We start from the raw sequence: 18,518 nt of genomic DNA, 5'->3' as shown, positions 1-18,518 counted from the left end.
TCATGGCCCAAACCAGAGAGAACACGCTCACATGAGCGCGCATCCGAGCACTTGTGTTCAAGTCTTGAACGCAAAAAGGGTGGCACCCCGTGCCACCCTTCAGGCGATGCAGCCGTTTGTAACCTGCTCATCTGAGCACCACCCCCCTCAAGGGTGGCGAGGATCACTCCCCCGGAAAGGCCGAATCGGGGCCGAATCTCAACCGCCGGACGTGTCCAGCTCGGCATCCTCGCTCACACCGGAGCAGTCGTACGGGTCCTTCAACCAGCCGTCCGGCAGGACAACCCGGTTGTTTCCGGACGTACGACCCCGAGGGCCTTCCGCGCCCACCGGCCACGACTGATCAAGGTCCAGCTCGCTCAACTGAGCGCTCAGTTCGTCGAGGGACGAGGTGATCGCCAGCTTCTTGCGCATCTCGGAGCCCACCGAGAAGCCCTTCAGGTACCAAGCCACGTGCTTGCGGAAGTCGATGACACCGCGTGCCTCGTCGCCGATCCACTCCCCGAGCAGCCGCGCGTGCCGCACCATCGCGTCCGCGACCACCCGCAGCCCCGGCGCCGCGCTGTGCCCCTCAGCGGCTCCGCCGTCGGCCGCCTTGCCCTCGAAGGCGGCCACCAGGTCCGCGAAGAGCCACGGCCGTCCCAGGCAGCCGCGGCCGACGACCACACCGTCGCAGCCTGTCTCCCGCATCATCCGCAGGGCGTCGTCGGCGGACCAGATGTCGCCGTTGCCGAGGACCGGGATCTCCGGCACGTGCTCCTTGAGGCGCGCGATCGCGTCCCAGTCAGCCGTACCGCCGTAGTGCTGCGCCGCCGTCCGCCCGTGCAGGGCGATCGCCGTGACACCCTCCTCGACCGCGATCCGGCCCGCGTCCAGGTAGGTGATGTGGTCGTCGTCGATGCCCTTGCGCATCTTCATCGTGACCGGCAGGTCGCCCGCGTTGGTCACGGCCTCGTGGAGGATCGCGCGCAGCAGCGGCCGCTTGTAGGGCAGGGCCGAGCCGCCGCCCTTCCGCGTCACCTTGGGGACCGGGCAGCCGAAGTTCAGGTCGATGTGGTCGGCGAGGTCCTCGTCGACGATCATCCGCACGGCCTTGCCGACCGTCACCGGGTCCACCCCGTACAGCTGGATCGAGCGCGGCTGCTCGGTCGCGTCGAAGCGGATGAGCTGCATCGTCTTCTCGTTGCGCTCGACCAGGGCGCGCGTCGTGATCATCTCGCTCACGAACAGCCCCTTGCCGCCGCTGAACTCGCGGCAGAGGGTACGGAAGGGGGCGTTGGTGATGCCGGCCATGGGGGCGAGCACCACCGGCGGCTGCACGATGTGCGGCCCGATTGCAAGGGGGGAGAACGCGGTCATTGGCCCATTGTCGCGCACTGCGCCGGTCATTAGTTAGCCGTACTATCCGAACATGCCGGAGCTCACACGCGCGCAGCTCCCCCGTCGTCGGCAGCTCGTCGTCCTGGCGATCTGCTGCATGAGTCTGCTGATCGTCAGCCTGGACAACACCGCGCTCAACGTCGCCCTGCCCTCCCTGCGGCACGACCTCGACGCCTCCGTCTCCGGCCTGCAGTGGGTCATCGACGCGTACACCCTGGTCCTGGCCTCGCTGCTCATGCCGGCCGGCTCCACCGCCGACCGCATCGGCCGCCGCAAGGTCTTCGTGACCGGCCTCGTCGTCTTCGCGCTCGGCTCGCTGCTCTGCTCCCTCGCCCCGAACCTGGAGGCGCTGATCGCCTTCCGGGCGGTGCAGGCGGTGGGCGGCTCGATGCTCAACCCCGTCGCCATGTCGATCATCACCAACACCTTCACCGAACCCGCCGCACGCGCGCGTGCCATCGGTGTCTGGGGCGCGGTCGTCGGCATCTCCCTGGCCCTGGGGCCGCTGGTGGGCGGTGTGCTCGTCGAGTCGGTCGGCTGGCGGGCGATCTTCTGGGTCAACCTGCCGGTCGCCCTCGTCGCCCTGCTCCTCACCCTGCGGTACGTCCCCGAGTCCCGCGCGCCCCGGCCCCGGCGCCCCGACCCGGTCGGACAGCTCCTGGTGGCGACGCTCCTGGGCTCCCTCACGTACGCGATCATCGAGACCGACCCGCTCTTCGCCGGCCTCGCGGTCGCGGCGCTCGCCGGGGTCCTCGTGTACGAGCCGAGGCGCCATGAACCCCTGATCGACCTGCGGTTCTTCCGCAGCGCGCCGTTCAGCGGGGCCACCGTCGTCGCGATCAGCGCCTTCTCGGGCTTCGCCGGCTTCCTGTTCCTGAACACCCTGTACCTCCAGGAGGTGCGCGGCCTCTCCCCCCTGGACGCGGGCCTGTACGTGCTGCCGATGGCGGGCATGACCTTCGTCTTCGCCCCGCTGTCGGGGCGGCTCACGGGCGCGCGTGGACCCCGTCTCCCGCTGCTGCTCGCGGGCACGGCGATGGCGACGGGGGCGCTGCTCTTCGCGGCCTTCGAGGCGGAGACCCACGATCCGCTGCTCTTCACCGGATACGTGCTCTTCGGTATCGGCTTCGGTCTCGTGAACGCCCCGATCACCAACACGGCGGTCTCGGGGATGCCCCGGGCGCAGGCCGGGGTGGCGGCGGCGGTGGCCTCGACGAGCCGCCAGGTCGGGCAGACGCTCGGGGTGGCGGTGGTCGGCACGGTGCTCGCGACGGGGGTGGGCGCCGGGATGTCCCCGGACGACTTCGTGACGGCGGCGAGGCCGGGCTACTGGGTCGTGACGGCCTGCGGCCTCGCCGTCCTCGCGGTCGGCGCGCTGACCAGCGGGAAGTGGGCCCGCCGCACGGCGGAGCGGACGGCGCGGTGCCTGGAGACGGACGACGAACCGCAGGCGGCGGACGAGGCGGACCTGCCGCTCAGGCGGCCGTGAGGGCCTGGGCCTTTCGGTCCGGCCGTACGCCACCGGCGGCCTCGGCCGCCCTGGCCGTCTGGGGCTCCCTTGACCTCCGGGCCTCTCGGGCCGCCTCGGTGTCCTCTCGTACGGCGAGCTCCAGGAGCTGTTCGAGCCGCGCCCGGGACTCCTCGTCGAGGGGTACGTACGTGCCGAGGCGCGGTCCGGCGGCCGGCCCGAGCCAGAGGTTGGTGTGTTCCAGGTGCAGCACGCCCACCTGGGCGTTTCGGATGACCTTGGCGCGGCCGGCGAGATCGGCGACATCGCGCCGGGCCCAGAGCTCGCGGAACTCCGGGGAGGCGTCCTGGAGCCGCCGGACCAGCGCCTTCCAGGCGGGTTCGGCCAGGTGCTCGGCCATGGAGGCACGGAGCTTGCCGACCATCGCGCGCAGGACCTCCGGGAGGTCGCCGAAGGCGGCGCGGAAGTCCTCGTTGGTGAAGGCGAGCCAGAGGGTGTTGCGGTCCTCGCGGGGCAGCGCGTCCAGGTCGCAGTAGAGCCGCCCGAAGGTGCGGTTGTAGGCGAGGAAGTCGTACCGGCTGTTCTGCACGCAGGCGGGCACGGGCTCCAGCTGGTGGAGCAGTGCGCGCAGCGCGGGGGTGACGGCCGGGCAGGCCGTCTCGGGGTGGGGGTCGCTCTGGGCTGCGAGGGCGAAGAGGTGGCTGCGTTCGGTCGGGTCGAGCAGCAGGGCTCCGGCGAGGGCGTCCAGGACCTGCGGGGAGACCTGGATGTCGCGGGCCTGTTCCAGCCAGGTGTACCAGGTGACGCCGACGGCGGAGAGGTGGGCGACCTCCTCGCGGCGCAGGCCGGGGGTGCGGCGGCGGCGCCCCCGGGGCAGGCCGACCTGCTCGGGGGTGATGCGCTCGCGTCGGCTGCGCAGGAAGGCGGCGAGCTCGTGTCGCCGCGTACCGGGTTCGGCCGTCGTCATGGTCGTCACGCTCCCAGGGTGCCGGGCCGGTCAGCCCCGTGCCAGGTACTGCTTCTACCAGGATAAAGACACTCTGGTACCAGGCTGAGGGGCGGCGGATCGTCGGTGGCGTGACTACGACCTCCGCTTTTCCCCGTTCTCCGGCCTCTCCCCCGGCCTCTCCCCCGGGCTCTTCCCCGGGCGGCACCCCGCCCGGTTCCGCGCCCGTCGCCCACGACCGGCCGGCGCTGGGTTCGCTCGGCCTGTTCACCGTCCTGCTCGGCGCGGCCCTGCCCCTGATCGACTTCTTCATCGTCAACGTCGCCCTTCCGTCGATCGACCACGACCTGGCGGCCGGCCCGGCGCTCCTGGAACTCGTCGTCGCCGGGTACGGACTGTCGTACGCCGTCCTGCTGGTCCTCGGCGGGCGGCTCGGCGACCTCTTCGGGCGTCGGCGGCTCTTCCTCGCGGGCATGGCGGCCTTCGGTCTGACCTCGCTCGCCTGCGGTCTCGCCCCGGACGCCTGGACGCTGGTCGGGGCGCGGGTGGCGCAGGGAGCGGCGGCGGCGCTGATGCTGCCGCAGGTCCTCGCGACCATCCACTCGTCGACGGAGGGCGCCCGGCGGGCCAAGGCGCTGAGCCTGTACGGGGCGACCGCGGGGCTGTCCATGGTCGCCGGACAGATCCTGGGCGGGGTCCTGGTGGCCGCCGACCTCGCGGGCTCGGGCTGGCGCGCGGTGTTCCTGGTGAACGTGCCGGTGGCGGTGGCCGGCCTGGTCCTGGCCGTCCGCACGGTCCCGGAGACCCGCTCGGACCGCCCGGCGCCGGTGGACGTGGCGGGGACGCTGCTGCTCGCGGTCTCGCTGCTCACCCTGCTCGCCCCGCTGACGGAGGGCAGGGCGGCGGGCTGGCCGCTGTGGACGTGGCTCGCGCTGGCGGCGTTCCCGTTCGCGGCGGGGGCGTTCTGGTGGGTGGAGCGGCGGGCGGACCGGCGGGGCCGCACCCCGCTGGTGCCCCCGAGCCTGCTCGACCTGGTGTCGCTGCGGCGCGGACTGATCCTCGTGCTGCCGCTGTCGGCCGGCTTCGGCGGCTTCATGTTCGTGATCGCGGTGGCGCTCCAGCAGGGCCTCGGTCTGGGCGCGGTCGCCTCGGGCCTGGCGCTCGTCCCGATGGCGGTGGCCTTCTTCGGGGCGTCGCTGGCGGGCCCGCGGCTCGTACGGCGCTGGGGCACGCGCGTGGTGCCGGTGGGCGCCCTGCTCCAGGCCCTGGGCCTCGGGCTCATCGCCCTGACGGCCTGGCGTTCCTGGCCGGACCTGTCGGTGCCGAGCCTGCTGCCCGGCATGGCGATCGCGGGCGTCGGGCAGGGCCTCCAGCTCCCGGTGCTCTTCCGCGTGGTGCTGTCCGAGGTGCCGGCGGAGCGGGCGGGTGTGGGCAGCGGGGTGATGGTCACGACCCAGCAGACGGCCCTGACCCTGGGCGTCGCCACGCTGGGCACGCTCTATCTGAGCCTCACCGCCTCGGCACCCGTGGACTCGGGCGTGCCCCTGACGGTGACGGTGCTGATCCAGATGGCGATGGCGCTGCTGACGGCGGTGCTGGCACTGCGCCTGCCGAGGACGGTGCGCTAGCGGGCGGGGATCGAGAGCGGAAAGGGCCCGGGGGTGGCGAACACCCCCGGGCCCTTCGTCATGCGAGGGCGCCGACTACTCCTGGCCGGCGGCACCGGTGACGTCGGCGTTGTCGGCCGCCGTCTCGGCGTTGTCGGCGCTGTCGGCCGTCGTCTCGGCTCCCTGGGTGCGCTCGCGCATCTTCTTCAGGAGGTCCTGCTTGCGGTCGTCGGCGGAGCGCTGGGCCGCCGTGCGGCTCTGGCCGTTGCCGTGCTGGTCGGCTCGGGACAGCTTCTTGCGCTGTCCTCCGACGCCGAGGAGGTTGTTGCGGCTCTTCGCCACGGTGTTCTCCCGTCAGTGAGGTGGTCGGTGGTCTGACTCGGGCTGCCGGAGACGGCGCTCACTCGTAGATCTGGAAGAACGAAGACATGCCGAGGACGCTACCCCGGCCCCTGGGCGCGGGCACCCGGTTTTCCCCGCACCACTAGAAGGAATGACAGATATTGAAATCTGTCATCGGTCATGTCATGGTTGTCGTGTCGCACCGATCCATCGCTTCCCGAATCCGAGGAGACAGCCATGACCACCACCAGCCGTCCCGTCCCCACCCGCCGACTCGGCACCACCGGGCCCGAGGTCTCGGCTCTCGGCCTCGGCTGCATGGGCATGTCCGCGCTGTACGGCGAGAGCGACCGCGCCGAGTCGATCGCGACGATCCACGCCGCCCTGGACGCGGGGGTGACCCTGCTCGACACGGGCGACTTCTACGGGATGGGGCACAACGAGCTGCTGATCAACGAGGCGCTGCGCACAGCCCCCGCGGCCGCCCGCGAGCAGGCGCTGACCAGCGTGAAGTTCGGCGCCCTGCGCACGGTCGAGGGCGGCTTCACCGGGTACGACGGGCGGCCGGCCGCGGTGAAGAACTTCGCGGCGTACTCGCTCCAGCGCCTCGGCACCGACCACATCGACATCTACCGGATCGCCCGCGTCGACCCGGACGTGCCGATCGAGGAGACCGTCGGCGCCATCGCCGAGCTGGTCGAGGCGGGGCACGTCCGGCACATCGGGCTCTCCGAGGTCGGCGCGGACACCCTGCGCCGGGCGGCGGCCGTGGCCCCGATCGCGGACCTCCAGATCGAGTACTCCCTGATCTCGCGGTCGATCGAGGAGAAGATCCTACCGACCGCCCGGGAGCTGGGCATAGGCATCACGGCGTACGGGGTGCTGTCGCGCGGTCTGATCAGCGGCCACTTCACCGCCGACCGGGAACTGGCGGCGAACGACTTCCGGGGCATGAGCCCGCGCTTCCAGGGCGACAACCTCCGGCGGAACCTGGACCTCGTGGACCGGCTGCGGGCGCTCGCCGAGGCCAAGGGCGTGAGCGTCGCGCAGACCGCGATCGCCTGGGTCCTCGCGCAGGCCGAGCGACAGGGCGCGGACATCGTCCCGCTGGTCGGCGCCCGGCGCCGGGACCGGCTCGCGGAGGCGCTCGGCGCCCTGGACGTCACGCTCGACGCCGCGGACCTGGCCGCGATCGAGGAGGCCGTCCCGGCGGGCTCGGCGGCCGGCGAGCGGTACCCGGCGGCGCAGATGGCGCACCTGGACAGCGAGCACTGACAACAACTCGTGAGCACAAGCCTCGTCATTCCCCCAGCCGGAGGAGGTGTCCTCATGCTGTCTGGTCGTAGGTATCTACTTGAGCTGACGGCCGAACAGGCCGCGCAATGCGAGGAGTTCGCGAACGTATGTCGGGCGGTGTGGAACACCGGCCGGGAGCAGCGCCGTGAGTACCGACGTCGCGGCGGGTGGTTGAACTATGCCCCGCAGTGCAAGGAGCTGGCCGAGGCCAAGTGCGAGCATCCGTGGCTCAAGGCCGCGCCGTCGCACATCCTGCAGCAGACGCTCAAGGACCTGGACAGGGCATGCCGGGAGCACGGCACGTTCCGGGTGCGGTGGCGGTCGCAGACCCGGTGGTCTCCGTCGTTCCGGTTCCCCGACGCCAAACAGATCCAGGGCGGGCGGCTGGGCAGTAAGTGGGGGCGAGCGAAACTTCCGAAACTGGGGTGGGTCCGGTTCCGCTGGTCTCGTCCCCTCGGCGGCGAGATCCGCTCTGCGACTGTGTCCCGCAAGGCCGGACGCTGGTTCGTGTCGTTCCTTGTCGACGACCAGGCCACCACCCCGGAACGACACGCCATGCCGGGCACCGCCGTGGGGATCGACCGTGGCGTGAAGTTCGCGGCCGTCACCAGCGACGGAGACTTCCACGATCGCGCATTCATCCGGCCCGGCGAGGCCGCACGGTACCGGCGCCTGCAACAGCAGCTCTCCCGCACCCACAAAGGAAGCGCCAACCAGGCCAAGACCCGCGCTCGCATGAACAAGATCATGGGCCGGGTCACCGACCGGCGCGCGGACTTCTGCGGGCAGACCGCCGGTCGTATCGTGCGGACGTACGCGCTGGTCGCCCTGGAAGACCTGCGAATCAAGAACATGTCCGCATCCGCATCCGGCACCCTCGCCAAGCCGGGCCGCCAGGTCCGACAGAAAGCCGGGCTGAACCGGGCCATCCTCGACAAGGGATGGCACCGCCTCGAACTTGCCCTCACCAGCGCCGCCCGGTACACCGGTACGTCGGTGGTGAAGGTAAATCCCGCATACACGTCACAGCGGTGCTCCGCCTGTGGCTTCGTCACCGAAGGCAACCGTGAGAGCCAAGCGGTCTTCGTGTGCAAAGCCCCTGACTGCGGCCACCGCGAGCACGCCGACGTGAACGCGGGGAAGAACATCAAGGCCGCAGGACTTGCGGTCTCAGCCTGTGGAGACCTCGGCACTGGCCGGTCCGTGAAGCAGGAACCCGTAGGCCGGGCGACCGGCCGAACCCCTCACAGGGGAATCCCCGCCCGTCAGGGCGGGGAGGACGTCAAAGGTACTGTCATTCCATGGCCGCCACCGAGACCCTGACCGCAGAGCGCATCCTCGAAGCAACCGAGGAGGTGCTGCGGCGCTACGGCCCGGCGAAGGCGACCGTCGTGGACGTGGCCCGGGTCCTCGGCGTCAGCCACGGCAGCGTCTACCGCCACTTCCGCACGAAGGCGGCCCTGCGCGAGGCCGTGACCCAGCGGTGGCTCTCGCGCACCGAGACCGCCCTCGCCGAGCTGACGGCCGCCCCGGACCTGGCGGCGCCGGCCAAGCTCCACGACTGGTTCGCCCGCCTCTTCGAGGCCAAGCGGCACAAGGCGGGTGACGACCCCGAGCTGTTCGCCACATACAGCGTGCTGATCGACGAGAACAGCGGGGTGGTCGACCAGCACATCGACGTCCTGATCGACCAGGTCCGGTCGATCGTCGAAGAGGGGGCCAGGGACGCGGAGTTCACGGCCCCCGACCCTGACGCGACCGCCCGCGCCCTCTTCTACGCGACCGCGCGCTTCCACGACCCGGGCTACGCGCCGGAGTGGCAGCGCCCCACGATCGAGACCGAGTTCGAGTCCGTGGTGAGTCTGCTGCTCCGCGGCCTCCGCGCCGCTTGAGGCCCGCGCCCCACACCCCCACACCCCCGCCGTCCCGCCGCCCCCGCGCAACGGGAAAGCCCCCGGTTCCGAGTCGGAACCGGGGGCTTCGCCGTACGCGATCAGCGATCAGCGATCAGCAGCCGAGCAGGCGGCTGCCCAGGTAGCTCTGGATCTGGTCGAGGGAGACGCGCTCCTGCTTCATGGTGTCGCGCTCGCGCACGGTCACCGCGTTGTCCTCGAGGGTGTCGAAGTCGACGGTCACGCAGAACGGGGTGCCGATCTCGTCCTGGCGACGGTAGCGGCGGCCGATGGCGCCGGCGTCGTCGAACTCGATGTTCCAGTTCTGGCGCAGGTCCGCCGCCAGGCCCTTGGCCTTCGGGGAGAGCTGCGGGTTGCGGGACAGCGGCAGGACGGCGACCTTGACCGGCGCGAGGCGCGGGTCGAGGCGCATGACGACGCGCTTCTCCATGACGCCCTTGGCGTTGGGGGCCTCGTCCTCGTTGTACGCGTCGAGGAGGAAGGCCAGCATCGCGCGGCCGACACCGGCGGCGGGCTCGATGACGTACGGCGTGTAACGCTCGCCGGACTCCTGGTCCAGGAAGGTGAGGTTGGCGCCGGAGGCCTTGGAGTGCGCGTTCAGGTCGTAGTCGGTGCGGTTGGCGACACCCTCCAGCTCGCCCCACTCGCTGCCGCCGAACTGGAAGCGGTACTCGATGTCGGCGGTGCGCTTCGAGTAGTGGGAGAGCTTCTCCTTGGGGTGCTCGAACCAGCGCATGTTCTCCTCACGGAGACCCAGACCCGTGTACCAGTTCCAGCGCTGCTCCATCCAGTACTCCTGCCACTGCTCGTCCTCGCCCGGCTTGACGAAGAACTCCATCTCCATCTGCTCGAACTCGCGCGTGCGGAAGATGAAGTTGCCCGGAGTGATCTCGTTCCGGAAGGACTTGCCCATCTGGCCGATGCCGAACGGCGGCTTCTTCCGCGAGGTCTGCAGCACCTGGCCGAAGTTGGTGAAGATGCCCTGCGCGGTCTCGGGACGCAGGTACGCGACGGAGCCGGTGTCCTGGGTCGGGCCGAGGTGCGTGGAGAGCAGGCCGGAGAACTGCTTGGGCTCGGTGAAGGTGCCCTTGTTGCCGCAGTTCGGGCAGTTGAGGTCGGCGAAGCCGTTCTCGGGGAGGCGGCCGTGCTTCTCCTCGTACGCCTCCTCCAGGTGGTCCGCGCGGAAGCGCTTGTGGCAGGAGGTGCACTCGGTCAGCGGGTCCGTGAAGGTGGCGACGTGGCCGGAGGCCTCCCAGACCTCGGTGGCCAGGATGACCGACGAGTCGATGCCGACGACGTCCTCGCGCGCGGTGACCATGTAACGCCACCACTGACGCTTCAGGTTCTCCTTGAGTTCGACGCCCAGCGGTCCGTAATCCCAGGCGGCACGCTGGCCGCCGTAGATCTCACTGCACGGGTAGACGAAGCCACGGCGCTTGCTCAGGCTGACGATGGTGTCGATCTTGTCGGCGGCCACGGTGCTCTCTTCATTACGACGACGAAGTGCGAATGCCTCAGGTTACCGGCGCGCACGCCCCCCGTATCAAATCGGTTCGGCGAGAGGACCGTGCGAGGTCCCGCGTGGGCGGGACCACACGTACGACAATTGACAATCGTTTCCAGTTTTGTTGAAAATGAGTGTCATGAACGTACGTCGCCGCCTCATATCCACCACCGCCATCGCCGCAGCCGCCACGCTCGGCATCGTCACCCTCTCCGCCTGCGGCGGGACCTCCGACGCGGCAGCCAAGAGCAGCGACGGCAAGCTGGACGTGGTGGCGTCGTTCTACCCCATGCAGTTCCTGGCCGAGCAGATAGGCGGCGGCCACGTGGCCGTCAACACGCTCACCAAGCCCGGCGTCGAACCCCACGACCTGGAGCTCAAGCCGAAGCAGATCGGCGAGCTCGGCGAGGCCGACGTCGTCCTCTACCTCAAGGGCATCCAGCCCGCCGTCGACGACGCGATCGCCCAGGCCGGCGTCAAGAACACCGTCGACGCCGCCACCCTCACGAAGCTCGAAGCCCACGGCACCGGGGTCGGCCACGAAGGCCACGCCCACGCCGAAGGAGAGCACGCCGAAGGGGAGCACACCGAGGGCGAGCACGCCGAAGAGGAAGCCGGTCACGACCACGGCTCCGAAGCCGGCGCCGATCCGCACATCTGGCTCGACCCCGTGAAGTACGCCGAGGTCGCCAAGGGTGTCGGGACCGCCCTGGAGAAGGCCGACCCGGCGCACGCCGCCGACTACAAGAAGAACACCGACGCGCTCGTCAAGAAGCTCGGCGACCTGAACACCGACTTCGCGAACGGTCTGAAGAACACCACGACGAAGACCTTCATCACCACCCACTCCGCCTTCGGCTACCTCGCCGAGCGCTACGGCCTGGACCAGGAGGGCATCTCCGGCATCGACCCCGAGTCCGAGCCGAGCCCCGCCCGGATCAAGGAACTCCAGGACGTCGCGAAGCAGGACAAGGTCACCACCGTCTTCTTCGAGACCCTCGCGAGCGACAAGACCGCCAAGACCCTCGCGAGCGACACCGGTCTGAAGACCGACGTGCTCGACCCGCTGGAGGGAATCACGGACACGTCCAAGGGCGATGACTACATCGAGGTCATGCGCTCCAACCTCGCCGCGCTGCAGAAGGCCCTCGGCGCGAAGTGATCACCGCACAGCAGGAGGTACGAGCCATGGCAGCCCCGACACCGGAACGGGAAGCCGTCATCTCCGTCCGCGGAGCCACCGCCGCCCTCGGCGCCCGGCCCGTCCTCCGCGGCGTCGACCTCACCGTCCACCGCGGTGAGGTCGTCGCCCTGCTCGGCGCCAACGGCTCCGGCAAGTCCACCGCGGTCCGCTCCGTCATCGGCCAGGTGCCGCTGACCGGCGGCTCGATCGAGCTGTTCGGCACGGAGCGGAAGCGTTTCCGCGACTGGGCCCGGGTCGGCTACGTACCGCAGCGCACCACCGCCGCGAGCGGCGTCCCCGCCACCATCCGCGAGGTCGTCTCCTCCGGCCGGCTCGCCCGTCGCAGGTTCGGCTGGCTGACCAGGGCCGACAAGGCCGCCGTCGAGCGGGCCATCGACCTCGTCGGCCTCGCCGACCGCGCCAAGGACTCCGTCTCCGCGCTCTCCGGCGGCCAGCACCAGCGGGTCCTGATCGCCCGCGCGCTCGCCTCCGAACCCGAGCTCCTGATCATGGACGAGCCGATGGCGGGCGTGGACCTCGCGAGCCAGGAGATCCTCGCCTCGACCCTGCGCGAGCAGGTCGCCGACGGCACCTCGGTCCTCCTCGTCCTGCACGAGCTGGGCCCCCTGGAGCCGCTGATCGACCGCGCGGTCGTGCTCCGCGACGGCTGTGTCGTCCACGACGGCCCGCCGCCGGAGGCCCTCGGCCAGCACGCGCTGCCGGGCCACGACCACGTCCATCCGCACGCGGCCGGGGAGCCGCTCCGTACGGGTCTGCTGACCTGAGGAAGCTGACCTGATCATGGAAATGCTCGATCTCGCCTTCATGCAGCGCGCGCTCCTCGCGGCCGTGCTCGTCGGCATCACCGCGCCCGCCGTGGGCATCTACCTGGTCCAGCGCCGTCAGGCGCTGATGGGCGACGGCATCGGCCATGTCGCCATGACCGGCGTCGGCCTCGGCTTCCTCCTGAACTCCAGCCCGGTCTGGATGGCGACCCTGGTCGCCGTCGTCGGCTCGGTCGGCATGGAGCTGATCCGGGCGTACGGCAAGACCCGCGGCGACCTCGCGCTCGCGCTGCTCTTCTACGGCGGCATGGCCGGCGGCGTCCTGCTGATCAACCTCTCGCCGACCGGCTCCAACGCCAACCTCAGCTCCTACCTCTTCGGCTCGCTGTCCACGGTCTCCGAGGAGGACATCACCGCGATCGGCATCCTGGCCGCCTTCGTCGTCCTCGTCACGGTCGGTCTGCGCCGGCAGCTCTTCGCGGTCAGCCAGGACGAGGAGTTCGCCCGGGTCACCGGCCTCCCGGTGCGCGCCCTGAACCTGCTGATCGCCGTCACGGCCGCGGTGACCGTCACGGTCGCCATGCGGGTCGTCGGCCTGCTGCTGGTCAGCGCGCTCATGGTGGTGCCGGTCGCGGCGGCCCAGCAGCTGTCGAAGTCCTTCCGCGCGACCTTCGTCCTCGCGGTGGTGACGGGCATCACGGTCACCCTGGCGGGCACCGTCACCTCGTACTACCAGGACGTGCCGCCCGGCGCGACGATCGTCCTGTACGCGATCGGCGTCTTCGTCCTGCTCACCCTGCTCGCCACGCCGCTCGCCAAACGGCGGGCGCGGGCGGCCGAGGCGGGCGCGGAGAAGTGTGACGCACCGGTTCCGGCGACCCGGCGTCCCACGGACGACGTGAAGGTCTGATCCGGCCCGGACTCAGCGCCGTGGGGGACTGGCAGAATGGCGGGGGCAGACAAGGATCCAAGGAGGCCCCCGTGGTGACGGCAGGACCCCCCGTACGAGGCCGCTCGACCAAGCAGCGTGCCGCCGTCTCCGCGGCGCTGAACGAGGTGGACGAGTTCCGCAGCGCCCAGGAGCTGCACGACATGCTCAAGCACCGCGGCGACTCGGTCGGTCTCACCACCGTCTACCGCACGCTCCAGTCCCTCGCGGACGCGGGCGAGGTCGACGCGCTGCGCACGAGCGAGGGCGAGACGGTGTACCGCCGCTGTTCGACCGGCGACCACCACCACCATCTGGTGTGCCGTGTCTGCGGCAAGGCCGTGGAGGTGGAGGGCCCGATGGTGGAGCAGTGGGCCGAGGCGATCGCCTCGGAGCACGGCTTCGTGAACGTGGCGCACACGGTGGAGATCTTCGGCACCTGCGCGGACTGCGCCGGGAAGTGACCTCCACGCGGTGACCTGACATACGAGAAGGCCCGTACCGAGAGGTACGGGCCTTCTCGCGTACGGCCTTCTCGCGGACGGCCTTCTCGCGTACGGGCCCTTCGCGTACGGGCCTTCTCGCGTGCGGGTCACCCCCGGGAGGAGTTCCGGTCCAGGATCTCCCGCAGCCGGTCGAGGTCCGCCGGGCCGGCGAGCCCGCTCTTGGGAAGGTACGCGAAACCGGTTCCGGTCCTCCGGGCGGTGAGCAGGACGAAGAGCCGCGGCGTCTCCACGTACTGGGGAAGCATGGCCCAGCGGACGACGACGTCGGTGTCCCGGGTGATCCACCGCCCGCCGTCCTCGTCGACGACGGCCCGCGCCTCGCCCTGGGACCGGGCCATCAGGAAGACACTGCGGGCGGTCGCCCACGGCGCCAGCTCCGCGGCGGCCAGAGCCACGAGGCCGAGCAGGATCATCTCGACGGCCTTCCCCGGTTCGGGCTCCCGCGGGAGGAACAGCGCGAGGGCCGCGACTCCGAAGGCCAGCGCGCAGGCGCCGCGGGCCGCCCACCGCAGCACCCGCCACCAGCGGGTGGCCCGCAGCCGGACCCGTACGGCCTCGCTCACGTCCGCGAACACGGGCGGGTAGACGAGTTCGAGCCCGTCCTGGGTGGTGTGCTCCGTCGCTTCGTTCACGGCGGCGATCGTAGCGGTACGAACGACCGGGGACCGTACCGGTTTTCGATCTTCCCGCTTACCCTGGCCCCCGTCGTCGGCCGCCGGAGGGGGAAGCACATGGAGAGCACGCCGAGGGACCTGCCTCCGGCCCCCGACTCCTCGCTGTTGTCGCTCCTCGGTCTCGACGCCGATCAGGACGCCGTCTACCGGCTGCTCGTCGACCGGCCCGCCAGCACCCCGGCGTCGGTCACGGAGCCGGGCGCGGACCCCGGGGTCGTCGTCCGCGCGCTGCAGGGCCTGGTCGACCGGGGGCTCGCGAGTGCCGAGCGGGACGGGGACGGCGTACGGTACCGGGCCGCTTCGCCCGTCCTCGCGCTCGGCCCGCTCCTGGAGTCGCGCCGGTCGGCGCTGCACCGGGTCGAGCACTTCGTCTCGGAGCTGGCCGAGCGGCACCGGGCGGCGCAGTCCCGGACGGGCGGGGCGCCGGTGGAGGTGCTGACGGGGGCGGCGGCGATCCGGCGGCGGCTGGTGGAGATGCAGCGGAAGGCGCGGCACGAGGTGCGGTCGCTGGTGCCGGCGATGGGCCGGCCGGTCGCGATCACCTTCGAGGACAACGTCGACGAGGTCGAACGCGAGACGATGCGCCGGGGTGTGGTCGTGCGGTCGGTGGTGGCGCGGGCGTGGCTGGAGGAACCGAGGGCGGCCCGGTGGCTCACCACCCTGGCGTCGGAGGGTCAGCGGATCGCGGTGACGGAGTCGCTTCCGATCAAGCTGGTGATGGTCGACGACGACGCGGCGCTGCTGCCGCTGGATCCGGAGCGGGACGAGACGGTCGAGGAGCCGGTGGCCCTGGTGGTGCACCGCAGCGGTCTGCTCACGGCCCTGATCTCGCTGTTCGAGCAGTACTTCGCGCTCGGCCGGGAGTTGAACCCGGCCGTCCTGGGGTCGGAGTCCGACGGGCCGGGCCCGCTCGATCCGGTGGACCGGCAGATCGTGGCGCTGCTGCACGTGGGACTCACGGACGCGGCGATCGCCCGCCAGTTGGGGATCGGGCACCGGACGGTGCAGCGGCGCCTGCACGAGCTCATGGAGTCGGTGGGGGCGGCGACCCGCTTCCAACTCGGCTGGCACGCCGCGGAGTCGGGCTGGTTGCCCACGCCTTAGGCGCGGCACGAGGCGGCTTTACGCCTGGGCGGTTTTGCGCCGCGCCTCACCCCTTGTAAGCGGAAGCTCCTCTACCGAACCATCGACCCCATCAGTCGCGAGGGTCCTTCAGACCCTCGCGAACGTGCGTCATGGGGAGGGCTTCGTGAGGACTCAGAGAATCCGACGGACAGGCCGGATACGCCGGATGCTCGCGACCGGTGTGGTCATGGCGGCGACCGGTTCGGTCCTGCTGACCGCACCGGCGCGGGCCGAGGAGGTGAACGAGCCCACCCCGGCCGCCACGAGGGACGCGACGGTCGCGCCCCGCATGACCCAGGGCCTCGACGGCGCCGCCGCCCGCCCGGGCACCCCGGCGGAGGCGGCCCGCGCACATCTGAAGGCACACCAGGACACGTACCGCGTGCCGGTGGCCGATCTCGCCACGGTCGGGACGAGCGCCTCCGACGGCCAGTCCTCCGTCCGTTTCCAGCAGAAGCGGAACGGCGTGCCCGTCTTCGGCGCCGTGTACGCGGTGCAGACGGAGGCGGCCGACAGCGGTCAGCACGTGACCTCCGCGACGGGCACGCTCTATCCGGAGCTGACCGTCTCCACCACCCCGAAGGTCACCGAGGCCACCGCCGAGCGGCGGATGTTCGTCCTGGACCCGCGTCTCGCCGCCGCCGAGGGCACGGCGACCGAGGGCCACGGTCTGACGGTCCTGCCGGGTGCGGACGGCGGCCGGCTTGCCTGGCACTTCACGGTGACGGGTGCGACGGCGGCCGGCGAGCCGCTGCGCCAGGAGGTCTTCGTCGACGCCCACGTCGGCGGCATCGCCCTCTCGTACAACAACCTCGACGCCGCGACGGCCGCCTCCCCCGAGAAGGGCACGGGCGTCCGCGTCGACGGCACGGAGACCCCGCTCGACGTCAACAGGGAGACGGAGGGCTCGTACACGCTGGTCGACTCGGCGCGGGCGATGTTCCCGGTGACCGGCGGCCAGGTCATCACGTACGACGCGAACCGGCAGAGCTATCTGGACGTCGCCAACGGCCCGGTGAAGGACGGCACCACGATCGTCTCCTCCCCGACGAACCGTTTCGCCGGTACGGCGACCAGCTCGGGCGCGGTCGACGCCCATGTCAACGCGAGCAAGGTCTACGAGTACCTCAAGGACCGGCTCGGCCGTGACGGCGTCGACGGCAAGGGCGGCACGATCCACTCCGTCGTGAACGTCGCCGCCAACGGCAAGGACTACGCCAACGCCTTCTGGGACGGCACCAAGATGGTCTACGGCCACATGGGCGGCGTCCCGCTCTCCGTCGGCCTCGACGTCGTCGGTCACGAGATGACCCACGGCGTCACCGAGCACAGCGCGGGACTCGTCTACCTCAACCAGTCCGGCGCCCTCAACGAGGCGATCTCCGACTACTTCGGCAACGCGATGGAGACCGCCGACAAGGGCGTCGCCATGACCGACCCGACCTCGGGCCTGATCGGTGAGTACCTCTGCAACGGCACCAAGCCGCTCGACGAGTGCGCCCTGCGCGACATGAACGACGGCCGGGTCGCGGGCGAGGACTACCTCCCGGTCTCGCTCGACATCGACAACGGCGGGGTGCACCTCAACTCGACCGTCGTGTCCGGTGCGATGTGGGACATGCGCAAGGCCCTCGACCCGGCGCTCGCCGACAGGATCGTCTACCGGGCGGCACAGAACTACCTGACCCCGCTCTCCGGCTTCTCGGACATGCGGAACGCGGTCACCCTCGCCGCGAAGTCGCTCAAGGCCTCCCCCGCCGACCGCGAGGCGATCGCCAGGGCCTTCGACGAGCACGGCATCGTGGAGGGCTGGGAACGCGCGTCCGGCACCCATGACGGGACCACGCTCGCCGGCGACGTCCTGCCCGCGTACGAGGTGTACGCCGGCGCGATCGACGAGCAGGCCGCGCAGATCAACGGCGACGTGTACGCGATCAGCCACGGCGACGCCGTCGCGTGGAACGCGGGCGGAGCGGGCTTCGGCATCACGGTCGGCCGCTTCGGCAAGCACCCGCAGCGCGAGCTGGCCCAGGAGGACGCCCATCTCCTCGACCCGTCCCTCGACGACGACCGCATCGTCTTCACCCGTATCACCGCCGACTCCATCGGCGTGTACTCCACGCAGGAGCAGGGCCAGGGCCCGATCCGCGAGCTGGTGGACGGCCCGGGCGACGAGCTTCAGCCCGTGACCGAGGACGGCCGGCTCGTCTACATCGACAAGCGGGACGGCGAGTCCGACGTCATGCTCCTGGACCGGGACGGCACCACGGTCAATCTGACCCCGGCCGCGGGCACCAACGCCGACCGCCTGACCATGAAGCACGGCAAGGTGGCCTGGCGGGACAACGACGGCGATCACATCAACGTGTACGACCTCGCCGCCGGCACCGCGCAGCGCGTGCGGATCCAGTCCTACGTCTTCGGCGAGATCACGGACATCCAGCTCACCAGGGACCGGGTCTTCTGGCGCGAGACGACGTCGTTCCTCTTCAGCAGCGACGCGTTCTGGTCGGCGCCGCTGGCCGATCTCACCCAGAAGAAGAAGATCGGCAAGCCGTCCTCGGCGTACTCCGGCCAGTTCTCCGTCAGCGACGAGTACTTCGCCTACTCGACGTACGACGCCCTGAGCGCCCTCGGCGGCTGGAGCGGCACGATCGGCAAGGTGTACACGGCCCCGGTCGCCGACGTGCTGGGCGGTACTCCGGTGTACAGCAGGGTCTCCTGCTCCTCCGGCTTCCAGCTGGCCCCGTCGCTCGGCGACGGGCAGCGGACAGCCTGGCTGGACACGTCGGCCGCCTCGACTGACGTGGTGACCCGGACGAACTTCGCCGGCACCTGCTGATCCCGGACACACGAGAGGC

The 18,518-nt window shown here is 70.9% G+C and carries 16 protein-coding genes; 11 read left to right on the top strand and 5 right to left on the bottom strand.

Features of this window, described 5'->3' with window-relative positions; translation table 11 throughout:
• Positions 1–198: 198 nt before the first annotated feature.
• The gene (gene dusB / locus N5875_RS26275; RefSeq protein ID WP_318211105.1) at positions 199–1,359 is read right to left on the bottom strand and encodes a tRNA dihydrouridine synthase DusB; all 1,161 of its coding nucleotides are present in this window, start codon (positions 1,357–1,359) and stop codon (positions 199–201) included.
• A 52-nt stretch (positions 1,360–1,411) separates the two neighbouring features.
• Here dusB and N5875_RS26270 point away from each other — a divergent pair, with 52 nt between their 5' ends.
• Positions 1,412–2,869, top strand: a complete 1,458-nt coding sequence (locus N5875_RS26270) for an MFS transporter (protein WP_338496505.1) — start codon at positions 1,412–1,414, stop codon at positions 2,867–2,869.
• On the opposite strand, the gene N5875_RS26265 is transcribed toward N5875_RS26270, so the two are convergent.
• Positions 2,856–3,815: a helix-turn-helix domain-containing protein gene (locus N5875_RS26265; RefSeq protein WP_338499261.1), complete on the bottom strand. Its 960-nt coding sequence runs from the start codon at positions 3,813–3,815 to the stop codon at positions 2,856–2,858. The two genes, N5875_RS26270 and N5875_RS26265, sit on opposite strands and share 14 nt — an antisense overlap.
• A gap of 227 nt (positions 3,816–4,042) precedes the next feature.
• Between N5875_RS26265 and N5875_RS26260 the strand changes: the two genes are divergently transcribed.
• Entirely contained in the window at positions 4,043–5,422 is a 1,380-nt protein-coding gene (locus N5875_RS26260) for an MFS transporter (RefSeq protein WP_338499259.1), read from the top strand.
• A gap of 75 nt (positions 5,423–5,497) precedes the next feature.
• Here the strand turns inward: N5875_RS26260 and N5875_RS26255 are convergent, their stop codons facing one another.
• A complete protein-coding gene (locus tag N5875_RS26255) occupies positions 5,498–5,743 on the bottom strand; it encodes a DUF6243 family protein (protein WP_338496502.1) in 246 nt (81 codons plus the stop codon).
• A gap of 237 nt (positions 5,744–5,980) precedes the next feature.
• On the opposite strand from N5875_RS26255, the gene N5875_RS26250 reads away from it, so the two are divergent.
• The 3 genes from N5875_RS26250 to N5875_RS26240 are packed head-to-tail and all read left to right on the top strand — an operon-like array spanning position 5,981 to position 8,931.
• Positions 5,981–7,018 carry an aldo/keto reductase gene (locus tag N5875_RS26250; protein ID WP_318211108.1) on the top strand — a complete coding sequence of 346 codons (1,038 nt, stop codon included), beginning with the start codon at positions 5,981–5,983 and terminating at the stop codon, positions 7,016–7,018.
• 54 nt (positions 7,019–7,072) lie between these two features.
• Positions 7,073–8,362 carry a transposase gene (locus N5875_RS26245; RefSeq protein ID WP_338496500.1) on the top strand — a complete coding sequence of 430 codons (1,290 nt, stop codon included), beginning with the start codon at positions 7,073–7,075 and terminating at the stop codon, positions 8,360–8,362.
• Positions 8,341–8,931 carry a TetR family transcriptional regulator gene (locus tag N5875_RS26240; protein ID WP_318211110.1) on the top strand — a complete coding sequence of 197 codons (591 nt, stop codon included), beginning with the start codon at positions 8,341–8,343 and terminating at the stop codon, positions 8,929–8,931. Before N5875_RS26245 ends, N5875_RS26240 begins: the two co-directional genes overlap by 22 nt.
• A 115-nt stretch (positions 8,932–9,046) precedes the next feature.
• Here N5875_RS26240 and N5875_RS26235 read toward each other — a convergent pair whose 3' ends face one another.
• Positions 9,047–10,429 (bottom strand): glycine--tRNA ligase, encoded by a 1,383-nt coding sequence (locus N5875_RS26235; RefSeq protein WP_318211111.1) that lies wholly within the window; start codon positions 10,427–10,429, stop codon positions 9,047–9,049.
• 166 nt (positions 10,430–10,595) lie between these two features.
• On the opposite strand from N5875_RS26235, the gene N5875_RS26230 reads away from it, so the two are divergent.
• The 4 genes from N5875_RS26230 to N5875_RS26215 all read left to right on the top strand — a co-directional run bounded on the left by N5875_RS26230 (position 10,596) and on the right by N5875_RS26215 (position 13,816).
• Positions 10,596–11,618, top strand: coding sequence for a zinc ABC transporter substrate-binding protein (locus tag N5875_RS26230; protein WP_318211112.1), 1,023 nt, complete (start codon positions 10,596–10,598; stop codon positions 11,616–11,618).
• 26 nt (positions 11,619–11,644) lie between these two features.
• Positions 11,645–12,424 carry a metal ABC transporter ATP-binding protein gene (locus tag N5875_RS26225; protein WP_318211113.1) on the top strand — a complete coding sequence of 260 codons (780 nt, stop codon included), beginning with the start codon at positions 11,645–11,647 and terminating at the stop codon, positions 12,422–12,424.
• A gap of 16 nt (positions 12,425–12,440) precedes the next feature.
• Positions 12,441–13,334 carry a metal ABC transporter permease gene (locus N5875_RS26220; protein WP_318211114.1) on the top strand — a complete coding sequence of 298 codons (894 nt, stop codon included), beginning with the start codon at positions 12,441–12,443 and terminating at the stop codon, positions 13,332–13,334.
• A 71-nt stretch (positions 13,335–13,405) separates the two neighbouring features.
• Positions 13,406–13,816 (top strand): transcriptional repressor, encoded by a 411-nt coding sequence (locus N5875_RS26215; protein ID WP_148004192.1) that lies wholly within the window; start codon positions 13,406–13,408, stop codon positions 13,814–13,816.
• A 128-nt stretch (positions 13,817–13,944) separates the two neighbouring features.
• Here N5875_RS26215 and N5875_RS26210 read toward each other — a convergent pair whose 3' ends face one another.
• The gene (locus N5875_RS26210; protein WP_338496494.1) at positions 13,945–14,490 is read right to left on the bottom strand and encodes a YcxB family protein; all 546 of its coding nucleotides are present in this window, start codon (positions 14,488–14,490) and stop codon (positions 13,945–13,947) included.
• A 99-nt stretch (positions 14,491–14,589) separates the two neighbouring features.
• Between N5875_RS26210 and N5875_RS26205 the strand changes: the two genes are divergently transcribed.
• Positions 14,590–15,636, top strand: a complete 1,047-nt coding sequence (locus tag N5875_RS26205; protein WP_318211116.1) for a helix-turn-helix transcriptional regulator — start codon at positions 14,590–14,592, stop codon at positions 15,634–15,636.
• A 145-nt stretch (positions 15,637–15,781) separates the two neighbouring features.
• Positions 15,782–18,499: a M4 family metallopeptidase gene (locus tag N5875_RS26200; protein WP_338496492.1), complete on the top strand. Its 2,718-nt coding sequence runs from the start codon at positions 15,782–15,784 to the stop codon at positions 18,497–18,499.
• Positions 18,500–18,518: the final 19 nt, after the last annotated feature.

Source organism: Streptomyces sp. SJL17-4 (genome assembly GCF_036826855.1).
Classification (GTDB): Bacteria; Actinomycetota; Actinomycetes; order Streptomycetales; family Streptomycetaceae; genus Streptomyces.
The sequence above is the reverse complement of the archived record's forward strand: the minus strand, read 5'-3'. Positions and strand labels throughout refer to the sequence as shown.